The sequence below is a fragment of the Marinobacter sp. F3R08 genome (assembly GCF_018860425.1).
Taxonomy (GTDB): Bacteria; Pseudomonadota; Gammaproteobacteria; order Pseudomonadales; family Oleiphilaceae; genus Marinobacter.
On record NZ_JAHKPI010000025.1, the window covers coordinates 408,140 to 433,717 of the forward strand.

At 55.7% G+C, this 25,578-nt stretch carries 22 protein-coding genes and 1 tRNA gene; 15 read left to right on the forward strand and 8 right to left on the reverse strand.

Annotated features, from left to right (window positions below; translation table 11 throughout):
* Positions 1 to 28: 28 nt before the first annotated feature.
* On the forward strand, positions 29 to 943 hold the full coding sequence (locus KO499_RS17285; protein WP_215985000.1) for a TIGR01459 family HAD-type hydrolase: 915 nt from the start codon (positions 29 to 31) through the stop codon (positions 941 to 943).
* A 269-nt stretch (positions 944 to 1,212) separates the two neighbouring features.
* Here the strand turns inward: KO499_RS17285 and KO499_RS17290 are convergent.
* The 6 genes from KO499_RS17290 to KO499_RS17315 form a co-directional block, all read right to left on the reverse strand.
* A tRNA-Val gene (locus KO499_RS17290) sits at positions 1,213 to 1,289 on the reverse strand.
* Between the two features lie 55 nt (positions 1,290 to 1,344).
* Entirely contained in the window at positions 1,345 to 2,295 is a 951-nt protein-coding gene (locus KO499_RS17295) for a DMT family transporter (RefSeq protein ID WP_215985001.1), read from the reverse strand.
* 146 nt (positions 2,296 to 2,441) lie between these two features.
* Positions 2,442 to 3,530, reverse strand: coding sequence for a hypothetical protein (locus KO499_RS17300; protein ID WP_215985002.1), 1,089 nt, complete (start codon positions 3,528 to 3,530; stop codon positions 2,442 to 2,444).
* 102 nt (positions 3,531 to 3,632) lie between these two features.
* Positions 3,633 to 4,703: a hypothetical protein gene (locus KO499_RS17305; RefSeq protein WP_215985003.1), complete on the reverse strand. Its 1,071-nt coding sequence runs from the start codon at positions 4,701 to 4,703 to the stop codon at positions 3,633 to 3,635.
* 132 nt (positions 4,704 to 4,835) lie between these two features.
* Positions 4,836 to 5,453, reverse strand: coding sequence for a YceI family protein (locus tag KO499_RS17310; RefSeq protein ID WP_215985004.1), 618 nt, complete (start codon positions 5,451 to 5,453; stop codon positions 4,836 to 4,838).
* Complete coding sequence (locus KO499_RS17315) at positions 5,440 to 6,174, reverse strand: CDP-alcohol phosphatidyltransferase family protein (RefSeq protein ID WP_215985005.1); 735 nt, start codon at positions 6,172 to 6,174, stop codon at positions 5,440 to 5,442. Before KO499_RS17315 ends, KO499_RS17310 begins: the two co-directional genes overlap by 14 nt.
* 178 nt (positions 6,175 to 6,352) lie before the next feature.
* Between KO499_RS17315 and KO499_RS17320 the strand changes: the two genes are divergently transcribed.
* From KO499_RS17320 to KO499_RS17335, 4 genes are read left to right on the forward strand one after another with little or no spacing between them, the layout of a single operon-like run.
* The gene (locus KO499_RS17320) at positions 6,353 to 7,360 is read left to right on the forward strand and encodes a zinc-dependent alcohol dehydrogenase (protein ID WP_215985006.1); all 1,008 of its coding nucleotides are present in this window, start codon (positions 6,353 to 6,355) and stop codon (positions 7,358 to 7,360) included.
* Positions 7,361 to 7,390: 30 nt separating this feature from the next.
* The gene (locus tag KO499_RS17325) at positions 7,391 to 7,789 is read left to right on the forward strand and encodes a 6-pyruvoyl trahydropterin synthase family protein (RefSeq protein ID WP_215985007.1); all 399 of its coding nucleotides are present in this window, start codon (positions 7,391 to 7,393) and stop codon (positions 7,787 to 7,789) included.
* Complete coding sequence (locus KO499_RS17330; protein WP_215985008.1) at positions 7,776 to 9,716, forward strand: glycosyltransferase family 4 protein; 1,941 nt, start codon at positions 7,776 to 7,778, stop codon at positions 9,714 to 9,716. Before KO499_RS17325 ends, KO499_RS17330 begins: the two co-directional genes overlap by 14 nt.
* Entirely contained in the window at positions 9,713 to 10,642 is a 930-nt protein-coding gene (locus tag KO499_RS17335; RefSeq protein WP_215985009.1) for a lysylphosphatidylglycerol synthase transmembrane domain-containing protein, read from the forward strand. The genes KO499_RS17330 and KO499_RS17335 overlap by 4 nt, the downstream gene beginning before the upstream one ends.
* Positions 10,643 to 10,701: 59 nt before the next feature.
* Here KO499_RS17335 and KO499_RS17340 read toward each other — a convergent pair whose 3' ends face one another.
* A complete protein-coding gene (locus tag KO499_RS17340) occupies positions 10,702 to 11,574 on the reverse strand; it encodes a RibD family protein (RefSeq protein WP_215985010.1) in 873 nt (290 codons plus the stop codon).
* Between the two features lie 155 nt (positions 11,575 to 11,729).
* Between KO499_RS17340 and KO499_RS17345 the strand changes: the two genes are divergently transcribed.
* On the forward strand, positions 11,730 to 11,966 hold the full coding sequence (locus KO499_RS17345; protein ID WP_228340027.1) for a hypothetical protein: 237 nt from the start codon (positions 11,730 to 11,732) through the stop codon (positions 11,964 to 11,966).
* 16 nt (positions 11,967 to 11,982) lie between these two features.
* On the opposite strand, the gene galU is transcribed toward KO499_RS17345, so the two are convergent.
* Complete coding sequence (galU, locus tag KO499_RS17350) at positions 11,983 to 12,819, reverse strand: UTP--glucose-1-phosphate uridylyltransferase GalU (protein ID WP_215985012.1); 837 nt, start codon at positions 12,817 to 12,819, stop codon at positions 11,983 to 11,985.
* A gap of 390 nt (positions 12,820 to 13,209) precedes the next feature.
* Between galU and KO499_RS17355 the strand changes: the two genes are divergently transcribed.
* The 9 genes from KO499_RS17355 to acnD all read left to right on the forward strand — a co-directional run bounded on the left by KO499_RS17355 (position 13,210) and on the right by acnD (position 25,570).
* Positions 13,210 to 14,301, forward strand: coding sequence for a ShlB/FhaC/HecB family hemolysin secretion/activation protein (locus KO499_RS17355; RefSeq protein ID WP_215985013.1), 1,092 nt, complete (start codon positions 13,210 to 13,212; stop codon positions 14,299 to 14,301).
* A gap of 139 nt (positions 14,302 to 14,440) precedes the next feature.
* Entirely contained in the window at positions 14,441 to 15,988 is a 1,548-nt protein-coding gene (locus KO499_RS17360) for a glucan biosynthesis protein G (RefSeq protein WP_228340028.1), read from the forward strand.
* A 24-nt stretch (positions 15,989 to 16,012) separates the two neighbouring features.
* The gene (locus tag KO499_RS17365; RefSeq protein ID WP_215985014.1) at positions 16,013 to 16,300 is read left to right on the forward strand and encodes a hypothetical protein; all 288 of its coding nucleotides are present in this window, start codon (positions 16,013 to 16,015) and stop codon (positions 16,298 to 16,300) included.
* Positions 16,290 to 18,404, forward strand: a complete 2,115-nt coding sequence (gene mdoH, locus KO499_RS17370) for a glucans biosynthesis glucosyltransferase MdoH (RefSeq protein WP_215985015.1) — start codon at positions 16,290 to 16,292, stop codon at positions 18,402 to 18,404. The genes KO499_RS17365 and mdoH overlap by 11 nt, the downstream gene beginning before the upstream one ends.
* 34 nt (positions 18,405 to 18,438) lie before the next feature.
* Positions 18,439 to 20,025, forward strand: a complete 1,587-nt coding sequence (locus KO499_RS17375; RefSeq protein ID WP_215985441.1) for a glucan biosynthesis protein — start codon at positions 18,439 to 18,441, stop codon at positions 20,023 to 20,025.
* A 112-nt stretch (positions 20,026 to 20,137) separates the two neighbouring features.
* Entirely contained in the window at positions 20,138 to 20,818 is a 681-nt protein-coding gene (locus KO499_RS17380) for a GntR family transcriptional regulator (RefSeq protein WP_215985016.1), read from the forward strand.
* Between the two features lie 64 nt (positions 20,819 to 20,882).
* Positions 20,883 to 21,773, forward strand: a complete 891-nt coding sequence (prpB, locus tag KO499_RS17385; protein ID WP_416240402.1) for a methylisocitrate lyase — start codon at positions 20,883 to 20,885, stop codon at positions 21,771 to 21,773.
* A 72-nt stretch (positions 21,774 to 21,845) separates the two neighbouring features.
* Entirely contained in the window at positions 21,846 to 22,976 is a 1,131-nt protein-coding gene (prpC, locus tag KO499_RS17390) for a 2-methylcitrate synthase (RefSeq protein ID WP_215985018.1), read from the forward strand.
* On the forward strand, positions 22,973 to 25,570 hold the full coding sequence (gene acnD, locus KO499_RS17395) for a Fe/S-dependent 2-methylisocitrate dehydratase AcnD (protein WP_215985019.1): 2,598 nt from the start codon (positions 22,973 to 22,975) through the stop codon (positions 25,568 to 25,570). The genes prpC and acnD overlap by 4 nt, the downstream gene beginning before the upstream one ends.
* The last annotated feature ends 8 nt before the right edge of the window (positions 25,571 to 25,578 follow it).

Sequence of the window (25,578 nt, forward strand, 5' to 3'; positions counted from 1 at the left end):
ACGACACTACCGACAGCAGGAATAGTCGATGACACCTTCAGCGCTCTGGGCCTTTGAGGCGTACCAACGCATTCGCTCGCGGCTTCCAGAGCGGGTTTCAACAACGGTTACGCCACAGCGGGTGCCATCGCTGGCGGCTGTTGCCGATCGCTTCGACGGTTTTATCTTTGATGCCTTTGGTGTTCTCAATGCAGGCAACATTGCCTTGCCGACGGCCGTCGCGCGGCTTCACGCTCTGCAATCGATGGGCAAGCACTGTCTGGTGCTATCCAATGCCGCCTCGGCTCCCCATCAGGAGCTGGTGCAGAAATACCGAAAACTCGGTTTTTCAATTACACCAAACCAATTGATTTCCAGTCGCATGCTGGTGACCGATGCTCTGGCATCCGAACCGGAGCGCACATGGGCTGTTATGGCGCCAGTATCGGCGCACACAGACCAACTGCCTTGTCGCAGTTTCATCATTGCCGACCTCACGGTAAAAGCCGATCGTGAAAGACTCGATAACGCCGATGCCATATTGATGTTAAGCGCTCAGGGATGGACCGAAGAGCAACAGCAAGGCATGGTCGACAGCCTGAATCGCCGACCTCGACCTGTCTGGGTGGCAAACCCTGATCTGGTAGCGCCGCGGGAGACTGGCCTGTCTCTGGAGCCGGGACATTACGCTCACCGACTGATAGACAGCATCGGCCTCGATGCAGTGTTCTTCGGAAAACCCTTCAGTAATGCGTTCGATGCGGCAAAAAACCGGCTGGCTCATATACCCAGCAGCAGATTGCTCATGGTGGGGGATACCCTGCACACGGACATCCTCGGCGGGGGCAATTCAGGCATAAGCACAATGCTCGTAACTGCTCATGGTGCGCTTAAGGGCCTGGATGTGAACGCCTGTCTGGACGCATCGGGCATAGTCCCGGACTTTATCGCTCCGGAAATCTGATCGGAAAACTCTGCTTTTAAGTGCTTTGGTTTGTCGAGGGGGATTGCCCTGACCGACACGCTGTTGATCAATCGCAAAGCCGGGACGAAAACCTGAGATCAAGTGAGATGGTTTAAGCGTTATTGAGCGGCAAGGATCTTTGTGGATTCAGAGAGTTTTTTGAGGTTATAAAGTACGCTGTTTCAGGCACTGTATAGAATAAAATATTGAGAAAATTTTGCGAAAATTTTGAGAAGAGGGTTGCAGATTCCGCTTAACTTATTGAAAAGTGGTAGGACCACCCAGATTCGAACTGGGGACCTCTACCATGTCAAGGTAGCGCTCTAACCAACTGAGCTATGGTCCTGTGTCCTGCAACGGGGACGAAATATACTGATTCCGCCGATGCTGGTCAACCTCTTTTATGCGGTTTTCCGGCTTCTAAGTTTTTCCTTGATAACTTTACTCAGCACTGTCCAGCGGTTAACGATCAGTGCTGCGAAAATCAGGCCGCAGCCAGCCAGTTGCATACTGCTCATGGTTTCTCCAAACCAGCCAGCAGCGAACAAGGCTACCCACACCGGTTCCAGTACAAGAATAACGACGCCATGGCTGTTTGCAGACAGGCTCTGGGCGAAGGTCTGCAGCAGGAAGCGGCCTGCGGTGCCGATGACCGCACTGGCAACAACCCACCAGATGAGAAGGGGAGACAGGTTATTCAAGGTAGGTTTCCAGCTCTCCAGTACCAGGGATTCGATCAATGTCAGTGCGCCCACGGTAAGCAACGCTATGGCGGTCAGGGGCAGGGCAGGAACCCGATGTTTTTCAATGGTTTTGCCTTGACGATTAATCACGGTTCTCTGGTTGGCTGTACGGGTATTGAGGTTGAAATAGAGAGCAAAGATTGTCGCCGCCAGGACGAAGAATAGCTGACCCGCTTCCAGGCGAAATCCGTTTTCCAGAGACAGCAGAGCAAGTCCGGCAACGGCTATGGGGATTGCCAGCCAGGTGCTGGGTGGTTGTGCTTCATGGAAGACCAGTCGGGCAATGATCGGAACAATCACAACTCCGAGACTGGTCAGAAAAGCGCCTTCACCCAGACTTGTACCGTGAACCAGACCCATCACCCAGAAGGTCATGGCAGTGCCGAACACCAGACCCACCCCCAGGCTGCGACGAACCTGATCCACGCTCAGGGCCATAAAGGAGCGATGAGCGAAGCACGCGAGCAGAACTCCGGCAATAAGGAAGCGGGCAGCCATGAACATCAGTGGAGGCATCAGCAGAATGGCTTCTTTGGAAAACATCCAGCTGATGGCTGCGAAAAGAGTGACGACAACCAGTAGAAGATCGGATTTATGACTATCAGACATCGGGGTTTCGCTTGCCGGTCGTGGGTGAATCAAGGAGCAAAGCGGACCAATGTATAGTTTGCGAACTAAAAAGGAAAGATGGGTAGAACTACCGAGCGGAAAAGTGGCTCTTCCCTGAGCCTTGTATTTCCACTATCGAGCGTTCGTCAGTTGTTCAGGGTGGTATAGACCAGGTTAGACATATCAGTCTGGGCTGATCCGGGGACTTCGATGTATTGATCACCTGAACCCCACCACTGCCACCACGCGCGCTTGTTATAGGTGCGGCTGGCAAAATCAACTTGTAAACCACCCAGGGTAGTATTGTTTACCACTGGCACAGAGATGTTGCCCGTCTCGGAACCGAGTACACCGCTGTGAGTCACGTTTTCATTCATCAGCACTGGATAGTGGTTGTAGTAAAGAGCGGATGGGCCATTCTGGCTCGTTACCTTGCCTGCCAGGCTTATGCTGGAGGAGCAGGAGTCAATACCGGAAGCCGATGTTGCGCCGCAGGCCGAATGGGTCGGCACCACGCCATCATCTGTTCCTGAAATGAAAGGTTTGGTGATTCCTCCGTAGGATGAGCCACCGGCCACGAAGCGCAGCCTTGGGATGGAGTTCGGGCTTACCGCCAGGTTACGGGCTGCGTTGGTTTGCAGATCGTTGACCACCCCGAGCTTACCGGGTTCTGGCTCAATGCCGGTAAAGGCTTCCACAGCCGCTCTCAGAGGCCAGTTATACCAGCTGTCATTATAGGCAATACTCAGGGCAAGGTTGGCCAGCTCAGTACCTCCGCCGGCACCGGCGTAATCAAGAACCGCCAGTACATTAAGGGGTTGAAGTCCCTCAGATTGAAGCCATCGAGCCTGGTTCTCCAGGAGATAGCGGGTCACCAGATCACCGGTTGAGTGGGACACGATAATGCAATAGTCATCGCAAAGGCCCTGCTGGCTGATGTCCCGCATCTGTTCATAAGCCTGTTGGGCGATGTCTCCCTCAACTCGTCCGTCACTGCCCCAGTCAATCCGGGCTTCGGCGCGGGATAGCCAGAAAGTACGCCAGTATTCCTCTCCGGCGTTTTTCACGTCCTGGAGGTTAGCTGGAGGGTTGGCCAGGTCTTCCTGCTGGAAACCGTGCACCAGGATTACATTATGCCCTGCAAGCTGGGCCTGAGCGGTGCCGGCAAACAAACTGCCGGTAATGACGACCGCCATGGCGGTCTTGTGGGCACGTCCGATCTTGGTTGGATTCATAGTTGCTCCGTCTTTGCTGAATTGTTGTTGTCACAAGACGTTTTTCCGCCATTGTTGGCGGTACAGCCCGGCGTCAGCCGGTGCAGGGCTTAAGCTCTGCCATCAGAACTTGTCGGCAAGCTGCCGAAGCAGGGCCGCCCGTTGTTCCGATTCGGGGTTCACCGCCGGTGTATCGCTGAGACTGTCGAGATCCGGCGGTGTAAATGCGTAGCCCTCGTCTGGCCCGAAGGCGTAGTTTGTCCGGTCACCGGGTTTGTCGGGGAGCTGACGGATCTGCAGGTTCTTCAGCTGTAATTGGCCGTCCACCACGTGGTTCGCCAATACAGTTCCGTGAGCCTTCAGATTGATGGTGTCGGAAGTGCTGTTCAGCTCTTTGTCCATTTGCAACTGGGCGACCGGATTCTGCCCAATGTATAACTGGGCGGAAAGTGCATAAAAGCCAGAGGTCTCTGGAGAGAACCGGACGGGGATAACCAGGTTGTTGTTGCTGATACGGGTATCACCCAGTCCGTCGAATTCGCCCAGATAGGGTTCAATGGTTAACGTTGAAGCATGGCGCACGGGTTTGCCATCAATCCGGGCTTCGACGATCAGGCGGTATTCTCCCGGCGATTCGTCAGCTGAGAGCAGGCCCTCGAAGTAACCGGGCGATCCGGATTCTTCAAGCTTGGTACTGTCGACGGAATCCCTGCTGTCGGGTTTCTCCAGTGTTGCAGAAAGAGAGCGGTCAACAACTTGAGAACCCTGGATGGCCGCAGCGACAAGGATCTTTTCGCCTTTTGTAAAACGATACTTCTCAAGAGTAACCGTGAAGTGTCCGTTCCCTTCCAGCGGCAAGCTGACCGGCTGGTAGTTATTGCCGCCGTAGGCATTGGCCTGCTGTGCGCTCAGCGGCACAGACCACGGAGGATAACGGGTTGTCTCTGCGTACTGATGTGCGACGCTGGCCAGCATAAATCCCAAGGCGTTGTCCGGTGGTGTCTCGGGTTGCTGTACGGGGGCATCTGACGGTGGCGTGTCTGGCCTCAGGTTCTGAACGGACACAGGTCGACTTGAGTCGGTCCGTTCGGTGAACCAACTGAAACCGGTGTGATTGTCTGCAGATAGTAGATACCCCGTGCCAACCACACCGACGGTTACAAGTGTCAGCAATAAAAAAGTCTTGCCGGACATACGGCAGATCCCTGATTTATTATTGTTCCGTTAAAGATAACGGTATTTAACCCGACCCCCAAAAAATCGGCTTCATTGTGTAACGGAATGTTTCAATGTTGTGTAGCGGGTCACATTCCAATTGCCCGCCTATCAGAACCAACCGGATTTCTGAATGGCTTCGAAGCCGAAATGCAGTGTAACGTCATCGCCAACCATTGCCTGATCGATGCCGTAAGTCATGCCCCATTCACTGCGTTTTAGCGTGGTGGAAGCACTGATACCAAGTGTGTATTCCTCGTGGCCGAAGGGGTATGCGTCAGCTTTGTTAAGTGTCACATCCAGCACCACAGGTCGGGTCTGCCCAAGTAGCGTCAGATTCCCTGTAACTTTGCCTGTACTCTCTCCGGTGGTCTCAAATCCGGTAATTGTGAAAATGATTTCCGGATACTGTTTGCTGTCGAGGAAATCCTCATTGCGAACATGTTCGTCGCGCTCTTTGTGATTGGTAAACACGCTATCACTTTGAAATACCAGTTTGCCGGACTTGAGCTCTCTGGTCTCGTCGTCGTAAACGAACTCTCCTTCAACTTCCCGGAACAGACCCATCACCGGGGCATAGCCAATGTGCATGATTTCGAAAAACATCGAAAAGTGTTCGTCGTCGACGGTGTAGTTCTCCGGTTCTGCGAGGGCTGGCGGGCTCATGGCGAGCGCAGTCGTCAGGGCAATGACAGAGCGGACGAAGGATTTCAGCTTACTGAACATCATGGGGATGTCTCCTCTCATAAAGCCATCGAATATCCAGGAAAAATGACCACACAAGCAACGCAAGAGCGGTTGCAAGGGTGGCACTGGCAAACAGTGGATTGATCGGTGGCAGGATTGCCACCATCAGCGTGACGATCTGCCAGACGCAGACAGTCTTTCGCCTGAAACTGTCCGGAAGCGGTGCATTTAGCCAATTCATGAAGCAGCTGGAAATCACAAAGGCATAGCGGGTGAGGCCCAGGCCCAGGACCCATGGACCGGCTTTGCCAATGGCCAAAACAGCGACACTGAGTCCAAGAATAAACAGAGCGTCCAGCTCCATGTCGAAGCGGGCACCGAAATGGCTCCCGGATCTGGTCACTCTTGCGACTTTTCCATCCACACCATCAAGGATCAATGCGAGCAAGCACATCCAGGCATAAAGCCAGAGACTGTCCGTGAGGTTTCCGGCAAATGGGGCCAGAGCAGTCAGCACAATGACCAGAGTGCCTCGTAAAAGGGTCGTCCGATTGGCCGGGCCGAAATCCCGGTGTTCTGGCCAGGCCCGGAAAACGAGGCCACCAATGCCGAGGTAGAGCGCTGCTGCAAGCAAATAGAAAGCAAATGGTGGGTGGGCCACCCAGCCCGCCGCCAGGCTGAACAGGATGACAAGTCCGAAGCCCCAGGCGAGATCCACCGGTAGTGAAACTCTGTGTGGAACTGACTGGCCGTTAAAATCCATCACCGAACTCCAGCGTATAGGTCTTCAGGCATCGAGCACTTCGGATGCGCGATAGACTGACTATAGTTGATATGTCTACCTGTGCTTACGAGCATTGACCGTGTTCAGACCTGAAGATTCAGCCCGGGATGGGTAATGAAACATGCCATTGAGACCACTGTCAGGAAAGGAGCTACCTTTGCAACGCGATTCCGACGATCTCAACACCCACACATCGGCCCTTGCATGGTGGATAACCGGCGCCGGTAAGGGTGAGATTCATGAGACGCCGCTGGTGGAGTCCGGCGGAGAAACGAGCGGGGAGTGGATTACGGTTCAGGCCCTTTATTCAGGCATAAGCCGGGGCACCGAGTCTCTGGTTTTTCATGGCCGCGTGCCCAGGAGTGAGTATTCCGCGATGAGGGCACCGTTTCAGGCGGGTGAGTTTCCATGGCCAGTGAAGTATGGCTACGCCAACGTAGGCCGGGTTGTGGAGGGGCCCGTCGACCTTGTCGGGCAAAACGTGTTTTGCCTTTACCCTCACCAGACGCGATACCGGGTCCCGGTGTTGGCGGCGACGCCCCTGCCGGACGCTCTGCCCCCCAGGCGTGCGATTCTTGCAGCCAATATGGAAACTGCCATTAATGGCCTCTGGGATGGTGCACCGGCGGTTGGCGACCGTATTGCAGTGGTTGGGCTCGGCGTGGTTGGCCTGCTTGTCGCGTGGCTGGCCAGTCGCATCCCGGGAACTCGCGTTACTGCGATCGACACGAATAGAGAAAGGCAGGCTATTGCCGAGCAGCTGGGTTTGACATTCAGCACCGGCTCCTGCGTCGACGATCATGATCTGGTAATTCATGCCAGTGGTCACCCTTCAGGTCTGGAGACAGCGCTGAAACTGGCGGGGCAGGAAGCAACCATCGTTGAAATGAGCTGGTACGGCGACCAGCTGGTATCCGCCCCCCTGGGTGCCGCATTCCACCCACGGCGCCTGACACTGAAATCGAGCCAGGTGGGCCAGATTGTCCCGTCCCGAGTCCCCAGGTGGGATTACGCCAAACGCCTTTCTCTGGCTCTGGATTTGCTTCAGGACGATGTTCTGGACGCCTTGATTACCGGGGAATGCCGCTTTGACGAGCTACCGACGTCCATGGCGCGAATTTTGATTGATGGCCGGGAAACGCTCTGCCATCGCGTGGTTTATTAATTACCCAAATTTGTTGTTAAAGGAGAAATTATGTTCGGTCTGACGGTCCGGGATCACATGATGATTGCCCATAGCTTTAACGGAGAGATCTTTGGTCCTGCACAGAAGATCCACGGTGCCACTTACGTGGTAGATGTGACTTTTGAGCGTCGCGAGTTGGATAAGGACGACCTGGTCGTTGATATCGGTCTGGCTTCCGATCTTCTCAAGAACGTACTCTCCGAGTTCAACATGCAGAATCTGGATGAGCTACCGGAATTACGAGGTCGCAATACCACCACAGAATTCATGGCCAGGCTGGTTTTCGATCGGATGGCAGATGCCATTCACGGGGGCCGGTTAGGTGAGACAGGAAAGGGCATTGTTGCCTTGAAAGTTACGCTCTCGGAATCCCACATCGCCTGGGCCAGCTACCATGGCGGAATCTGACACAACGGGTTTTGTTGAATTTCTGGTTCCGGGTGATCCGGAACAGAACACGGGCGGATATCGTTATGTGAGGCAGTTGGTTTCGGCTCTGAACGAAGAAGCCATTAAGGCCCGAGTGGGTGGTTTGCCGGGGCAGTTTCCGCGTCCGGACCGGCTCGCCCGGGATTCCATGGATCAGGAACTTGCCTGCATGTCCGAGGGCACTACGGTAGTGCTGGACGGCCTGGCTATGAGTGGTCTCCCGGACATCCTGGAAAAACACGCACCGCGCCTGAATCTGATCGCCCTGATACATCATCCACTTGCTGATGAGACCGGGATAAGTGAAACCGATCGGCAGTGGTTTTTCGAGTCTGAAAAGCAGGCGCTCAGATTCGTGAGGGGGGTTATCACTACCAGTCAATATACGGCCGCCCGGTTGGCGGATTACGACGTGCCGGCAGAGGCGTGTCGGGTTGCTGAACCGGGTGTGACCAGGGCCTTTGTCTCGCAAGCCCGGAGTCAGCAATCTGAAACTCGGCGCCTGCATATTCTGTGTGTCGCTCATCTGTCACCAAGAAAGGCCCAGCACCAATTGGTGGCGGCATTGGAGAGTCTGAAAGACCTGCCGTGGCAATGCACTCTGGCAGGCTCTGACTGTCGAGACCCCGGTTACAGTCAGAAAGTACGCCGGTCGATTTCCAGGGCTGGTTTGGAGGATCGCATTAAACTGGTCGGAGAAGTGGATGAAGCCGGGCTTGCAGATCTCTACCGGACGGCTGATTTCTTCGTATTGCCCTCACTGTACGAGGGCTATGGCATGGTAATCGACGAGGCTTTGGCTGAAGGATTACCTATCATTTCCTCCGATGGCGGGGCTCTTGCAAAAACGTCTGCCCGGCCGGGGGTCGTTCAGTACTGTGCCGGCGATGCCAGGGCCCTCGAATCTCGTATCAAAAGCTGGCTGGAACATCCTGGCCGTCTTGCCCATGCAGTCAGGCTTGCAACGAAAGAAGCCAGACGGGTTCGGTCCTGGGGCGACACCGCCAGGGACGTCAATGAGGCGCTTCGAAACTTCACTGGATCTCCTTGCGACCTGCATCAGCCATCAGAATTTGCAAGCGAATGGCTGGCGGCCCGGGAGGGGCCAGATCATCGGGCGCGGGCCAGACGACTGAATGAGCAGCTGAACCAGTGGTTGGTTGAGCGTTACGATGCTCAATTGCCTGTAAACCGCTGTCCGATGCTCATTGTGGACATGGGGGCCGGTCGGGGTTCGAACGCCAGGTATCTGGTGCCTGTGTTGCAAGTACCACAAACCTGGCTGGCACTGGATCAGGATGCTGTATTGCTGCGCGAGGCCAGACTTGGTGTAGCTCGTCTGGACGTTCCCTTTGAAACCTGCGCGGTTCAGTTAACGACGGGGAATATGGAGCAACTTCTGCCGCCTGAGATTGCCCTGATAACGGCGTCTGCACTTATTGATCTTGTTTCCGAGCCCTGGCTGAGCGCACTCAGTCAGGCGGCAGTTCGCAGGCGCTCGGCGATGCTCATTGCCCTGAGTTATGCCGGGCAGTTTGAGGTATCTCCGGGCCATTCCGATGATGACCTTGTTCAGGATCTTGTTAACCAGCATCAGCATGGCGACAAAGGGACGGGTGCGGCCCTCGGCCCCGATGCTCCCGGTGTTCTGAAGAAACTGCTAACTGCAGAGGGGTACCGGGTTGAGCTGGCGGAATCCCCCTGGATATTGAGCGAAGGCGATCAGGTGTTGGCGCGAATGCTCATGCGGGGCTGGGTCGACGCCGCCATCGAGCAGTCTCCCGGAAATCGACACCAATTAACCCGCTGGCTGGACACGCGGAGTAGACAGCTATTGGCTGGCCAGCTGACCATTATGGTACGGCATCTGGATCTTCTCGCTCTGCCCCCCGGAGCCTTGCCTTGACAGAACATCAGCGTAAACGGGTACGGTTGGGCTTCCGATGGCTGTTTTCGGTACTGTTCCTTGGCTATGTCATCCACTCCGTCGATGCCAATACACTCTGGAGCGAACTGGCTGATTTCCCTTTGGTAATTCTGGTACCCGCTATACTGCTCACGGTGATGCAGGTGGCGCTTTCTGCCTGGCGCTGGTGTTTTACAGTGAAATGCCTCGGATTACCGCTGGCCTATGGCCTGGCATTCCGTGAGTACTATCTGGCCATCTTCCTGAACCAGGTATTGCCTGGCGGCGTCCTTGGTGATGTCAATCGGGCCTGGCGACATGGAGGTGTTGTTGGAAAGGGTGTGGCTGCCCTCCATGGGGTGGCCATCGAGCGACTGTCGGGGCAGTTGGTACTGGCTCTGGTTGTCGTCACGGCTTTTGGCTGGTTTCTCGGTTCCGGCCGTCTTGAAACGGGCGTCTGGGGGAATGGTCTTTGGATCGTTGCGGCTGTCGTTTCTTTTGTCGTCGCACTCCTGCTCGTCGTCAGGGGTGGAAGGGCGGGTTATCTGCAGTGCCTCCGGCGAGATGTGTCTCTGGCACTGTTGAACCGATCGGTATTGCCGGTTCAGCTTGGCTCTTCACTACTGGTCTTGGCGAGCTATCTATGCGTGTTTCTCTGCCTTGCCTGGGGCGCAGGCTATCTTGATAACGTGGAATCTGTGGTAACCATCGCTGGTTTGAGCAGTATTCTCCTTCTGAGCATGGTCATACCTCTGACAGTTGCCGGCTGGGGTATCCGGGAGGGTGCCGCGGCGGTGTTTTGGCCACTGATCGGTTTACCGGCGGAGCAGGGGGTAGCGCTCAGTGTGGGATATGGCGCTCTGGTGCTGGTTTCCAGTCTGCCAGGGGCCGTTTTGTTGTTTGTGAGCAAGCCTGAATGCGCGTGAGCGCAGGGAATTCTGGCGTGATTCGCCTGCGGCCACTACGCCCTGCTTTTGCGGCAGGACTAGGCCTCAGGAGAAAAGTCCAGGTCGAACAGCATGTCACTGCCGAGGTTGATTAACTGGGCTCGGGGCCGAAGGGCATCGTCCAGAAAATCGATTTCCGGAAGCGAGAATGCGGGGCGGCCGCTGCCGATTATCATGGGGGCAACCATCACGTGAAGCCGGTCCAGCAGACCTGCTTTGAGAAACGTTGAGACGGTGACACCGCCACCTTCCACAAATATCTTTCTTAATCCGAAATCCGACAGGACCCGAAGAATCAATTCCGGATTCACTGCCTCCCCGGCGTCAGAGTCCCCGAGGCAGGGGACTTCGGTAACACCCGAACCGATGGACAGGTGATCCTCTTTCCTATAGTTGCCTGCGACCAGTCGGAGGGTCGGGGCCTCACCATCGGTAAACAGGTGATGACCGTCCGGAACGCGTCGGTGACGGTCAATGACGACTCGCACCGGGTTGGGGCCGCTGGCGCGACGCACCGTAAGACGGGGGTTGTCCGTTGAGGCGGTGCTGGCACCCACAACAACGGCATCAGATACTGCGCGTATCCGATGAAGGTGGGTGATGCCGTCCTTGCCATTAATGAAGCGGGAGCGGCCGGTAACGGTCGCAATTCGCCCGTCCAGGCTTTGGCCCAGCTGGCCAATCACTTTGGAGCTGCCATCATCTGTCACTGGCCGACACAGGGGAAGAAATACCGAAAGCAGATCTTTCGCCTCGCCAGTGGCTGGCTGCATCAGGCTCCAGGCTCCGTGACCATTGAGTTTTATCGCTTCGTGATGGGAGCCCGGCAATGGCAGTGTCACGTGGCTGCGGTCTACTGCACTAAGCACCAGTTCCCATGCCGATTCAATATCCAGGTTTCTTGCCGCCATAAGTAGCCTGTTCGGTTGTCGCCGAGGAGCTTTTAAGACTCCTTCAGTATAGGCAGATTGTGTGCAAAGCTATATATACGTTACATTTCCTGATTGAATCACTTCGCAGGGCATTTTCGGGACAAGTCCCGGTTTGAATGACGAGGTAAATGGCCATGCAGCATGTGCAACCCATTCAGCACTGGGAGCCAGAAACGCCAGAAGATCACGGTCAGCTTGAGTTGCCCGGTATTGCCCTGGATAAAAGTGACGAACTTCTGGTGTCGCTGGATAAGCTGGAGGAAGCGCTTGAAAAGGTGCAGCTGACCGTGGAAGAGGCGGAATTGCTTCGCCGGTTCCGCAGAACAAGCACGGAAAACCGGCGAATGATCCTTCAGATCCTGGGCAGCTGAATCTGCCCGAGGCTCGTTAATCGCCTTTCTTGTAGATATTCTCGTAAACGTAATTGGTGGCCTCAACAAAACCATCTATGCTGCCACAGTCGAACCGGCGACCCTTGAACTGGTAGGCCAGCACGCAGCCATTCTTTGCCTGTTCCAGCAAGGCATCGGTAATCTGTACTTCACCGTTCTTGCCTGCGGGGGTGCGTTCGATGATGTCGAAAATATCCGGGGTGAGAATGTAGCGGCCAATAATGGCCAGGTTGCTTGGTGCATCTTCCGGCGCCGGTTTCTCTACCATATCTGTAATCCTGAAGAGACCGTCCTTCATGGATTCACCGGCAATCACACCATATTTGTGGGTTTCATCGGCCGGCACTTCTTCAATAGCAACAATGGAGCAGCGGAACTGGTTGTAGAGCTTTACCATTTGCGCCAGAACGCCATCATCACCTTCGGGGCCCATGCAAAAGTCGTCGGCCAACACCACGGCGAAAGGGTTGTCACCCACAAGATTACGACCGGTCAGGATGGCATGACCCAATCCCTTCATTTCGTTCTGCCGGGTAAAGGCAAAGCTGTTGTGGTGTATAAGATCCCTGATTGATGCCAGCAAGTCTTCCTTGCCCGAGCCGGCAATCTGGTGTTCAAGTTCATAGCTGATGTCGAAATGATCCTCAATTGCTCGCTTACCCCGACCGGTCACGAAGCCAAACTCGTGAATGCCGGCTTCTGCGGCTTCTTCTACGCCGTACTGAACCAGGGGTTTGTTCACTACCGGAAGAATTTCTTTGGGCATGGCCTTGGTAGCGGGTAGAAATCGAGTGCCGTAGCCGGCTACGGGAAACAGGCATTTTCTGATCATATCTTTCGTCCTTTGATATTTGGTTTCACGGCCTGTGGACTGCCTGACGCCGTTACGTCAGCGTGTTACGACTGTACCTTTCACAAAGTGTGCCGAGTTTACCCAAGTTATTGAGACAAATGCAGGGGGCTGTCCGGATTTGTAATTGTGGGTGTCTTTTGGCTTCCTTTCATAGCTAGCTTGTTTATTCATGTGTAGCTTTCATTTGTCCATATAACCTATTGTTTTAACGTAACATTAAAATTGTAAATTTTGACAATAAATTATGGTGTGCCGCCTTAAAATTTTTTAAAGTGTCAGGTAATCCGGATCCCGACTGGTTGAGGCGTTTCTTTGCGAGTTTACTGTTTGTTGGCACTACTTTGGTGCGCGCCTGCCGGCGCATTTTCATTGGCAGAAAAACTGCCAGTGAACCCCTCTGGCTGGAGCCTCTATCCCGGAAACCTGCTTAAGTCGGTTGCCGGTTATCTCGCATCAAACCTGCAGTTTTCCGGTGCGTCCAACCATAGTGCCGGCGCCGTTGACGGCAGACTGACAATGTCGGGCAATAACATGATTCTGTCCAGTCATGATATTTCGCTGGACTTCGAGGACTCAGTCTCTCAAAGGAATGGCGGTGAATCCGAGTCGCTCGCTTTCCGGTACTCTTTTCCTGTTGCGGGCGTTCACGTCCGTATGGCTGTCGAAGACTCGGAGTATCTGGGGGTGTCCACCAAAGCAGGCCAGCAATTAGATGCTCGTGGAGAACACCATGGATTGACGCTCTCCGGAAGTCGGGCCCTTTGGTCGTGGCAGGGCTTTGAAGTGGATAGCGTCTTCCGTCATTCCAATGGCAAAACCCACACCTATGAGGAATCGGTCTGGGTTTCGGATGCCACACATCAATTCTCCAGTTTCGGGTTGCGGTATTCCGGGAAGCGGGAGCTGGCCGGCGGGTTCCGGGCTGGTTCTTCAATCACGGCTTTGGGCGGATGGGAAACTATCGAATCCGTCAGCACGTCGGTAGATTCTTCTGAGGAGACGGGGTTTCACAAGATCGCGTTGGGGGCGTCACTCAGTCGCACGTTTTATCGCTGGGATCTGGGGCTCGATGGCCGCTATCAATTGGCTCCGGAAGATCTTGCTGCTGCAGAGTACCTGCAAATAGCCGGGCCCTCGATGATGAGGGGGTTCAACGGCCAGTCCCTGTATGTCTCAGAGGGTGGATGGGTTCGTATGAATGCCCGAAGCCCCGGGTACAGCATTCCTTTCACCAGGGCGGTGAATTCGTATGTCATGGTATCGGTGCTCAGGGGGTGGGCGTCTACGTCCGCCGCTGATAATGGCGGGTTTGGCGCAAGCACCGGTGAAATATCCCTGACCCTTCAAGGGCGACGATTTCTCGCCAACATGAGTGTCGGTCAGATTCTGGATCTTTCGGGTGATGCGATGCAGCGCCCTGCGCGACCGGATGTGTCCTTCTCCATGACATTGGGTATCTGACTCCGTTCGCAAGAGCGATTCCTGAAACATCCGGGTAGTTTCCGGGTAAATCCTTTCGAAGCCGTTACGAAGATGTCACTTGAGGCCGGGCCTGCCTCAGGTGCTACATTCATGTAACCGCAAGCAAGGGATTTTCTGCATGAGAGATTCAGGACTGCAAACAACTTGTCTGATGGTGTGTTGTCTGTTTGGACTTCCTTCTCTGGCGAGCGCCTTCGACTTTGAAGAGGTGATTGAGAAGGCAGAAGCACTTTCCAGAGAGAGCTATCAGTCGCCATCGCAGGCGCCAGACTTTCTTCGGAACCTGGATTATCCTGCGTATCAGTCCATCCGCTTCAAGCCCGAAGAAAGTCTTTGGCATTCGGGACAGTCACCATTTCAGGTGATGATGATCCCCCAGGGAAATTTTTATGCGCACCCGGTAAAACTCCACGAGATCGACGGCTCGGGTGTAAAGCCGGTTGCATTCGATAAGACAGATTTCGATTACCCGAACCCCGAACTCGAAAAACGGATTCCGGCTGACCTGGGTTATGCGGGCATTAAACTCACGTTTCCGCTGGATGGCGACGATGCTCAGAATCAGTTCATGGTTTTCGGCGGCGCCAGCTATTTCCGGGCGGTTGGCAAAGGGCAGCAATTCGGGCTTTCCGGGCGTGGTATCGCGGTTGATACTGGCCTGCCATCAGGCGAAGAGTTCCCCACCTTTACAGAGATCTGGCTGGAAAGGCCGGCTGCTGATAGCAAAAGCATGGTGGTTTACGGGCTTCTCGATGGGCCGAGTTTGACCGGCGCCTACCGGTTCGTGATCCAGCCGGGGGAAAACACTCAGGTGCGTGTTACTTCGGAACTGTTCTTCCGGGACGACATACAGCAACTTGGATTGGCTCCGCTCACTTCGATGTTCTATTACGGCGAAAATACCGTACGCCCGGAAGGGGAGTGGCGACCCCAGGTTCATGATTCTGATGGTTTGCTGGTTCATGATGGCCAATCCGGAGAATGGCTCTGGAGACCGCTGGTGAATCCATCCCAGCTCCAATTGAGTTTCCATGAGGTGGATAAGCTAAACGGGTTCGGGTTAATACAAAGGGATCAGGCTTTTCACAAGTTCGAAGACAGTGAGGCCAGATACGATCTGAGGCCCAGTGCCTGGGTTGAGCCAGCGGAGGCCTGGGGTGCTGGCTCGGTGGTGCTTGTTGAAATTCCCTCTGGTGCCGAAACCAATGACAACATCGCTGCGTTCTGGAAGCCGGACCAGGAAGTAAAGGGCGGAGAGAGTCGGCGCTTTGCATATGATCTGACGTTTGGCGGGCCGGAGATAACCCGCCATCCGTCTGGACAAGCGGTTAACACCTTCCTCGGCGATGGCAATCGCACGGGCGGCGGTGATGAGCCGGGAGCCTATCGTCTCATTGTGGATTTCCAGGGTGACAAGCTAAGGGCTCTGGGGGCGGAGGATCCGGTCGTCAGCCAGGTCACCGGTGGTAAAGGTGTCGAGGTGATGGAGCATTTTGTGGAATACGTTGATGCCAGTGATGTCTGGAGGCTTTCCATCCTGGCGAAGCCAGCGGCGAATGAACCGCTAGCGGTGCGAGGATTTCTCAGCCTTGATGATCAGCCTCTGACCGAAACCTGGACTTACTCGCTAGAACCGATGACAGATCTGCGGTCTAACTCTGAGTGATGATGACGGTGAAAGGAGGTGCCTATGACAGATCCTGTTTTTCAGCGGGTATTCGTTCGTCTGTGCAGCTATCTGGCGGAGGCCGGTATTGAGATGACCCAGCCTCATTGCCGTAACCTGTTGAGATTGATGGATGATGTTCTGGCGGAGGTAGGCGAGGGTGACGACGCTGAGGAGCTCAGCGAGACCCTGTGGCTTTGTCGGGCAATGGATCGGCTAACTGACTACTTTACGTTGTCTGAAGACAGACTTCCGGCGCCTACCCCACCTTTGCTGCGCGGTAGCATAGGATATCCATCCCATGGCGGATGATGTGTCAGGCGTCAACGCCTCCAGGGGGCAGCGCTGGAGGCGTATTGCCTTTTTCCGTCGTAGTCTGCTGGCGCTTTTTGTGCTGGGGCAAACAGCGGTAGCCAGTTATTGCCTGCTGTGGGTACTGCCATACCATGGCGGGACCTTGCTCGAACTTGGTATGACGGCATTGTTTGCCATCCTCTATGCCTGGATTGCCGTTGGTTTCTGGACGGCAGTTTTTGGTTTCTTGATTCGCCTTGCGGGAGGCGACCGTCACGCGTTACTGCGTCGTCACACAGACGAGTCGCTGGCCCAGACGCCGCTGGCCAAGACCGCCATTTTACTGCCAATCTATCATGAGCCGGTGCAGTGGACTCTTAGTGGCCTGAAGGCGGTATATCGGGATATCGAGCGCTCTGGCCACATTGAGCATTTCGAGTTTTATATTCTGTCCGACAGCCGGGATCCGGACGTCTGGCTGAAAGAGCAGGAAGTGTGGCATTCGCTGGTCCGGGAGCTGGGGGCTGAAGGTCGTCTGTTCTACCGTCGACGCCCGGTAAACCTGAACTACAAAAGCGGTAATGTAGCGGATTTTCTCCGCCGGTGGGGGCGTCGGTTCAAGTACATGGTTGTGCTTGATGCGGATAGTCTTTTGGGTGGTGACACTGTATTGCGCATGGTCCGTCTGATGGAGCGCGAGCCTGCGGTGGGTATTCTGCAAACCAATCCAACCATTATTAATGCTCAGTCGCTGTTCGCCCGCATCCAGCAATTTGCCAATCGATTTTATTCAACCTTGTTTGCTACCGGCCTTGCAGCGATTCAAATGGGCGACGCGGCATTCTGGGGGCACAATGCCATTCTCCGTACCGAGCCATTCATGAAGCACTGTGGTTTGCCCAAGCTCGGTGGATTCGGGATTTTCGGTGGTCCCATCATGAGCCACGATTTTGTCGAGGCTGCCTATATGGGAAGGGCCGATTATGAAGTGTGGCTGGAAACGGGGCTTGGGAACAGCTTTGAGGAATCGCCACCCACGCTGGCGGATGAACTGGCACGAGATAATCGCTGGGCCAAGGGTAACCTGCAGCACCTCTGGGTGATGCTGCGTGAGCCGGGACTCCGCTTTGCCCATCGTATGGCCTTTTTTAACGGGGTGATGGCGTACCTGGCCTCGCCTCTCTGGCTTGGCTTTCTTGTCCTGACAACGTTAGAAGCAGCCAGTATGACTCTCGCGCCTATCGAGTACTTTCCAGAAGGCCACCAGGGTCCGTTTCCGCTCTGGCCGGTATGGCGGCCCGGTTGGGCGTTGGTGCTGGCGGTCAGCACGTTTGCTCTGCTGTTCCTGCCCAAGTTTCTGGCGATCATTGATGCACTCCTGCATCGGTATACACGGGAATACGGGGGGTTCTTCCGGCTTTGTTCCAGCGTGTTTCTGGAAATTGTTATCTCGATATTGCTGGCGCCGGTAAGGATGTGGGCGCACAGTCGATTTGTTGTGTCTGCACTGCTTAATCTGTCGCTGTCGTGGGCTGGCCAGAACCGGACGGAAGAGACTACCTGGCGCGAAGCACTGATAACACAGTTGCCGGGAATGCTTCTGGCCGGGTCCTGGTCGGCATTTGCCTGGAGCCTGGATACGCTCTTTTTCCTCTGGTCGCTACCCGTGGCTATTCCGTTGTTGCTGGCTGCGCCGACTGCCGTTTATCTGAGCCGGACAGGGCCGGGTGGTTTCCTTCGGGCTCAGGGATTGTTGCAAATACCCGAGGAACAGGAACCTCCTATGCCACTGTTGGACGATGCCAAGAGATTTCGCCTTGAGTCGGCGCCCGAATCAGTGCTTAGCCCATTTGAACAGGCTGTCCTCAATCCAGACCTGAATCGCTTACACAAAGCGCTCGCGAGAAATCACCGCAGAGGTCCACGAAGGCAGCAACTTGAGTCAGCGGTTTCCCGTTGCGTGAAGTTCGGGCCGGAAGGCCTGACGCCCCGGGAGCTAAGTGGCCTCGCTCGGGACAGGCAATCCCTCTGCGATCTCCACAAAGCCGCCTGGCGAGCGCCTGACAGCAGTTATTGGGGGCAATGCGTGAGTCGAAAGGGCCTTGAATCGCCTTCCGGGTAACAACGAATTTCCAGTTACAGGAGAACGGGTAATGATGGATAGACGGTCACTGGTAAAGGCGATGGCGGGATTGATGGGGGCCGGGCTATTGCCTTTAACCTCTCTGGTTCACGGCGCCGGAGTTCAGCCCATTTCTGGCAGCAAGCCCCGTTCTTTCAGTTACGGTTGGTTAAAAGGCCTGGCACGGGAGAGGGCAAGTCAGGCTTATGTATCTCATGAAGGTGAGTTGCCCGAAACGCTCAAAACGCTGTCGTGGGATGATTACCAGGCGATCGGTTTTCGCGCTGATCAGGCGCTTTGGCGTGATACCGACAGCGCGTTCCAGATCCAGCTCTTCCACCTTGGCCTCTACTTCCAGCAACCGGTGAAAATCCACGAAGTCGTTGATGGAGAAGCCACCGAACTTGCTTACCAGCAGGGATTGTTCCGGTATGAAGGGGAGCAGCCGTTGGGAGACCTGCCGGAAGACATGGGCTATGCCGGGTTTCGGGTGCATTACCACAACAATTTTGCGCTCGATCTGGCGGCCTTTCTGGGGGCGAGTTATTTCCGGGCGGTAGGTTCAGAGATGCAATACGGGGTGTCGTCCAGAGGGCTGGCGATCGATACCGGCATGAATAAGGAAGAGGAGTTTCCCCGTTTTACCGAATTCTGGCTTGAACAACCTGAGCCGGAGAGCGGGCGTTTGAACGTCTGGGCGCTGCTTGATTCCCCAAGTACTACGGGTGCCTATGCGTTTGTGCTCGATCCCGGACGCAACATGGTAATGGATGTGGATGTTGCGCTTTACCCAAGGACAGAGATCACCCGAGCTGGTATTGCGCCGTTGACCAGTATGTACCAGGTGGGAGAAAACAGCCGGCGTATGGACTACGACTGGCGGCCGGAGATACACGATTCTGATGGGCTTGCGATGCGTACCGGTAATGGCGAGTGGTTATGGCGGCCCTTGGTGAACCCTGTCACTCTAAGGTTCAACAGCTACCGTGACCACAATCCTTCAGGCTTCGGGTTACTGCAAAGAGACAGAGATTTCGACCATTACCAGGACGATGGGGTCTTTTACGACCGTCGACCGAGTGTTTGGGTGGAGCCCATCGGTGAATGGGGCGCGGGCAGTGTTGATCTGGTAGAAATCCCGACTGTTGACGAAACCTTCGATAATATCGTCGCTTTCTGGCACCCGGACTCGCCCTTACTGCCGGGCCGGGAGTACCTCTTCAGTTACCGACTGCACTGGGGAGAGGCAGCGCCCGTGCAACCCTATGAATTAGCAACGGTTCAGGCAACCCGTACCGGCCTGGGGGGCGTTGTTGGCCAAAAACGGACGTACTTTTCCTGGCGCTTTGCAGTCGATTTCGCTGGCGGTGCCCTGGAAATGCTGGGTCAGGATGCTGAGGTGGAGCCGGTAATCAGTGTGAGCAGGGGGGACGTTGAGATTACCTCCGCGCGGCCATTGTCTGCAATCGGCGGTTACCGTGCGATGTTTGATCTTGTCCCCGGAGATTCAGTTGAACCCATCAATATTCGCGTGTACCTCAGGCTTCATGGCGAACCGTTGACGGAGACCTGGCTTTATCAGTACACCCCGCCACCGGTTGATGAGCGCGAACTCTATTGATTGGGGCAGTCCGTTGTAAACAATTCAAGAGGTCGACCTCTCCAGTATTGTTGACAATATTTACCCTTAGGCGTAGATTTGCACAAAATAACCTCGGTTTTGTTGACAAACTATGTCTGAGCTTACTTCTCCCACCTACACCCGCGCCGATGAGGCTTTCGATTGTCTGCAAACGGCGATCGTGAAAGGCGAATTGGCGCCGGGCGAAAAAATTGGCGAACTGGAACTGTGCTCGCGGTTCAATCTGACCCGCGGACCTCTCCGGGAAGCGCTGGGGCGACTGGAGTCCCGTGGTTTGCTGGTGCGGCGCCCGCACGCCGGTGTCAAGGTGGTGTCGGTCAGTGCATCGGAATTGATGGAGCTGTACCGCATTCGCGAGGTGATGGAAGGATTGGCGGCCCGTCAGGCGGCGGAGCGCATGACCGATCAGGAAATTGCCGACCTGCAGGCCACCCTCAATGCCCATGAGCGAATGATTGACGAAGCTCAGGGCCAGGCCTATTACCAGGCCGAGGGAGATTATGACTTCCACCACCGAATCGCTACTGGCAGCCGAAATACCAAACTTGCCCAGATGCTCCTGGGCGACCTTTACTACATGGTTCGCATGTACCGTTACCGGCTAAGCACGTCCACCGGTCGTCCCCAGCGCGCCCTCGGAGAACACCGGCGTATTGTCGAAGCCATCGCCCAGCGCGACGGTGAACTCGCCGAATTTCTGATGAAACGCCATATCAATGCAGCAAGACAGAACATTGAACAAAAGATCGAGCAAGGCGAACTGACGATCTAACCGTAGGTCGAATTTTCCCTGAGGGGCATTCGGCAAACCAGAATCAAAACACAGAGAGGCCAACATCATGTCCAACAAACTCAGCCCGGGCGCTCGCTTCAGCAAGGCGCTCAAAGAAAATCAGCCCCTGCAGATTGTGGGCACCATCAACGCTTACACCGCAATGATGGCGGAGAAAGTGGGGCACCAGGCCATTTATCTTTCCGGTGGTGGAGTGGCTAACGCTTCCTATGGTTTGCCGGATCTGGGTATGACGTCCCTGAACGACGTGATCGAAGACGTCCGCCGGATTACGGCTGCCTCCGACGTGCCATTGTTGGTGGATATCGATACCGGTTGGGGTGGTGCCTTCAACATTGCGCGCACCATTCGTGAGATGGAACGTGCCGGTGCCGCAGCTGTCCATATTGAGGACCAGGTTGCCCAGAAGCGCTGTGGCCATCGCCCGAACAAGGAGATTGTGTCCCAGGAAGAAATGGTTGACCGTATCAAAGCTGCCGTCGATGCCCGGCAGGATGAAAGCTTCTTTATTATGGCTCGTACAGACGCGTTCCAGAAAGAAGGGCTTGAAGCGGCTATCGAGCGCGCCAAGGCCTGTATTGAGGCCGGTGCCGACGGTATCTTCGCCGAGGCCGTGACTGAGCTTGAGCACTACAAGGCCTTCTCAGAAGCCCTCGACGTGCCCATCCTGGCAAATATCACCGAATTTGGGGCTACGCCTTTATACAACCGTAAGGAACTGGCTGAAGCCGGAGCCGATATGGTGCTGTATCCGCTCAGCGCTTTCCGGGCGATGAACAAGGCCGCTCTGACTGTTTACCAGAACATTCTGGAGAAGGGCGATCAGAAAGATGTGGTTGACCTCATGCAGACCCGGATGGAGCTATACGATTTCCTGAACTACCACGATTTCGAGCAGAAACTGGATCAGCTGTTCCAGCAGACCAAAGGTTAATAACTGAACTTGGGGGTAGATGGCCATTCCATCTGCCCTCATGCTCTAACAAGACAAAGATGGGAGACAACAATGGCTGAAGCAAAACAACTGAGTGGCGCAGGCCTCCGTGGTCAGGTCGCCGGCGAAACTGCCCTGTGCACCGTTGGCAAGAGTGGCGCGGGCCTGACTTACCGCGGTTACGACATTGCCGATCTGGCTGAAAAAGCCCAGTTTGAGGAAATCGCCTATCTGCTTCTGCGGGGCAAGCTTCCGAACAGCCAGGAGCTGGACGCATACAAGAAAAAGCTCCAGAGCCTCCGTGGTTTGCCAGCGGCGCTGAAAACTGTGCTTGAGCAGATCCCCAAAGACGCGCACCCGATGGACGTGATGCGTACCGGTTGCTCCATGCTTGGTAACCTGGAAACCGAGCAGGATTTCAGCGAACAGGACGACAAGATCGACCGCATGCTGGCAGTTTTCCCGTCCATCATCACCTATTGGTACCGCTTCGCTCACGAAGGTGTGCGTATCGAAACCGACAGCGATGTGGATTCCATTGGCGGTCATTTCCTGGAGTTGCTGCACGGCAAGAAGCCCAGTGAGCTGCACGAGCGTGTCATGAACGTCTCCCTGATTCTTTATGCGGAGCACGAGTTCAACGCATCCACCTTCACTGCCCGTGTATGCGCCTCCACGCTGTCTGATATCCACAGCTGCGTAACCGGTGCCATTGGTTCCCTGCGTGGTCCTCTGCATGGCGGGGCCAATGAGGCGGCTATGGAACTGATTCAGCGTTTCCAGAGCGCGGATGAAGCCGAATCGGGCCTGATGGGCATGTTGGAGCGGAAAGAAAAGATCATGGGCTTCGGTCACGCGATTTACAAAGAATCCGACCCGCGCAACGCCATTATCAAGCAGTGGTCCAAGAAGCTGGCGGACGAAGTGGGCGATACCGTGCTCTACCCGGTATCCGAGCGCTGCGAAGCCGTTATGTGGCGTGAGAAAAAACTGTTCTGTAATGCCGACTTCTTCCATGCCTCGGCTTATCACTTCATGGGTATCCCGACTGAACTGTTCACCCCCATCTTCGTGATGTCTCGTGTGTCGGGCTGGACCGCTCACGTGAAAGAGCAGCGCGCGAACAACCGCATTATTCGCCCAAGTGCCGATTATACGGGCCCGGCAGATGCCAAGTGGGTACCGATTGAGGAGCGCCCATGAACACCGAATACCGTAAACCGTTACCAGGCACCGACCTGGATTACTTCGATACTCGTCAGGCCGTGGAAGACATCCAGGCCGGCGCGTATGAAAAGCTTCCGTACACCTCCAAAATCCTGGCGGAACAACTCGTTCGCCGCTGTGATCCGGCGACGTTGACCGATTCCCTGAAGCAACTGGTCGAGCGAAAGCGTGACCTGGATTTCCCCTGGTATCCGGCCCGCGTCGTCTGCCACGACATCCTTGGTCAGACTGCATTGGTGGATCTGGCGGGCCTGCGTGACGCCATCGCCGAGAAGGGCGGTGATCCTGCCAAGGTCAATCCGGTGGTCCCCACCCAGCTGATCGTCGATCATTCCCTGGCTGTTGAACACGCCGGTTTCGAGCAAGACGCGTTCGAGAAGAACCGTCAGATCGAAGACCGCCGCAACGACGACCGGTTCCACTTCATTAACTGGACCAAGACCGCGTTCAAGAATGTGGACGTTATTCCTCCCGGCAACGGCATCATGCACCAGATCAATCTGGAGAAGATGTCCCCGGTGGTTCAGAATCGCGATGGCGTGGCCTTCCCGGATACCTGTGTCGGAACCGACAGCCATACCCCGATGGTCGACGCCCTTGGCGTTATTTCTGTGGGTGTGGGCGGCCTGGAAGCGGAAAGTGTGATGCTGGGCCGCGCCTCCATGATGCGTTTGCCGGATATCGTGGGTGTGGAGCTCACAGGCAAGCTGAGGCCGGGCATCACCGGTACCGATATGGTACTCGCCATCACCGAGTTCCTGCGTAAGGAACGTGTGGTTGGTGCCTACCTGGAATTCTACGGCGAGGGTGCCGACAGCCTGACCGTGGGCGACCGTGCCACCATCTCCAACATGACCCCGGAATACGGTGCCACAGCGGCCATGTTCTACATTGATGGCCAGACCATCGACTACCTGAAACTGACCGGCCGTGAAGACGAACAGGTTGCTCTGGTAGAGACGTTTGCGAAGGAAACCGGTCTTTGGGCCGACAGCATGAAAAACGCGGAATACGAGCGGGTGCTGAAGTTCGACCTGTCTAAAGTAGACCGTACGTTGGCTGGCCCCTCAAACCCTCATGCGCACCTGCCGACCTCGGAGCTGGCAGAGCGCGGCATCGCCGGTGAGTGGGAGCAGGAAGAAGGCAAGATGCCGGATGGCGCCTGCATTATTGCCGCCATTACCAGCTGCACCAACACCAGTAACCCCCGCAACATGGTGGCCGCAGGCCTGATCGCCCGTAACGCCAACAAGCTGGGACTGACCCGCAAACCCTGGGTAAAAACCTCGCTGGCGCCGGGCTCCAAGACGGTGAAGATGTACCTTGAAGAAGCCAAACTGCTCCCCGAGCTGGAGCAACTCGGCTTTGGCGTTGTGGCCTTTGCCTGCACCACCTGTAACGGCATGAGTGGCGCCCTGGATCCGAAAATCCAGCAGGAAATCATCGACCGGGATCTCTACTCAACCGCAGTGCTCTCCGGTAACCGGAATTTTGATGGCCGGATTCACCCCTACGCCAAGCAGGCCTTCCTGGCATCGCCGCCGCTGGTGGTTGCCTACGCCATTGCAGGTACCATCCGCTTCGACATCGAAAAGGATGCCCTGGGCTATGACCAGGACGGCAACCCCGTCACCCTGAAGGACATCTGGCCGGACGACGCGGAAATCGATGCCATCGTCAAATCCAGTGTGAAGCCGGAGCAGTTCCGGAGCACCTATATCCCGATGTTCGACATTACCCGGGATGCCCAGGCCAATACGAATCCGCTGTACGAATGGCGTCCGCAAAGCACCTACATCCGTCGCCCGCCCTACTGGGAAGGTGGCATGGTGGGTGAGAAAACCCTCAAGGGTATGCGCCCACTGGCGGTTCTTCCGGACAACATCACTACGGACCACCTGTCGCCTTCCAACGCGATCCTGATGAACAGCGCAGCCGGTGAATACCTGCACAAAATGGGCGTGCCTGAGGAAGATTTCAACTCCTACGCCACCCACCGGGGCGACCACCTGACCGCCCAGCGTGCCACGTTCGCTAACCCGAAGCTGTTCAACGAAATGGTCCGGGACGAAAACGACAACGTGAAGCAGGGTTCTTTGGCGCGGATCGAGCCGGAGGGTAAGGTGACCCGTATGTGGGAGGCCATCGAGACCTACATGGATCGCAAACAGCCGCTGATCATTATTGCCGGCGACGATTACGGGCAGGGTTCTTCCCGTGACTGGGCCGCCAAGGGCGTTGCCCTGGCAGGCGTGGAAGCAATTGTGGCTGAAGGGTTCGAGCGGATTCACCGCACCAACCTGATCGGTATGGGCGTGATGCCTTTGCAGTTTGAGGAAGGCACCACCCGCCAGACTCTGGCCATCGACGGCACCGAAACCTACGACGTAGAAGGCGACCCGGCGCCCCGCGCCGAGCTCACGCTGGTTATCCATCGTAAGAACGGCAGTACCGAGCGGGTGCCGGTGATTTGCCGTCTGGATACCGCTGAGGAAGTGTCTATCTACAGCGCGGGCGGCGTATTGCAGCGATTTGCGGAGGATTTTCTGCAATCCGAAGGCGCAGCCTGAGCCAGCAA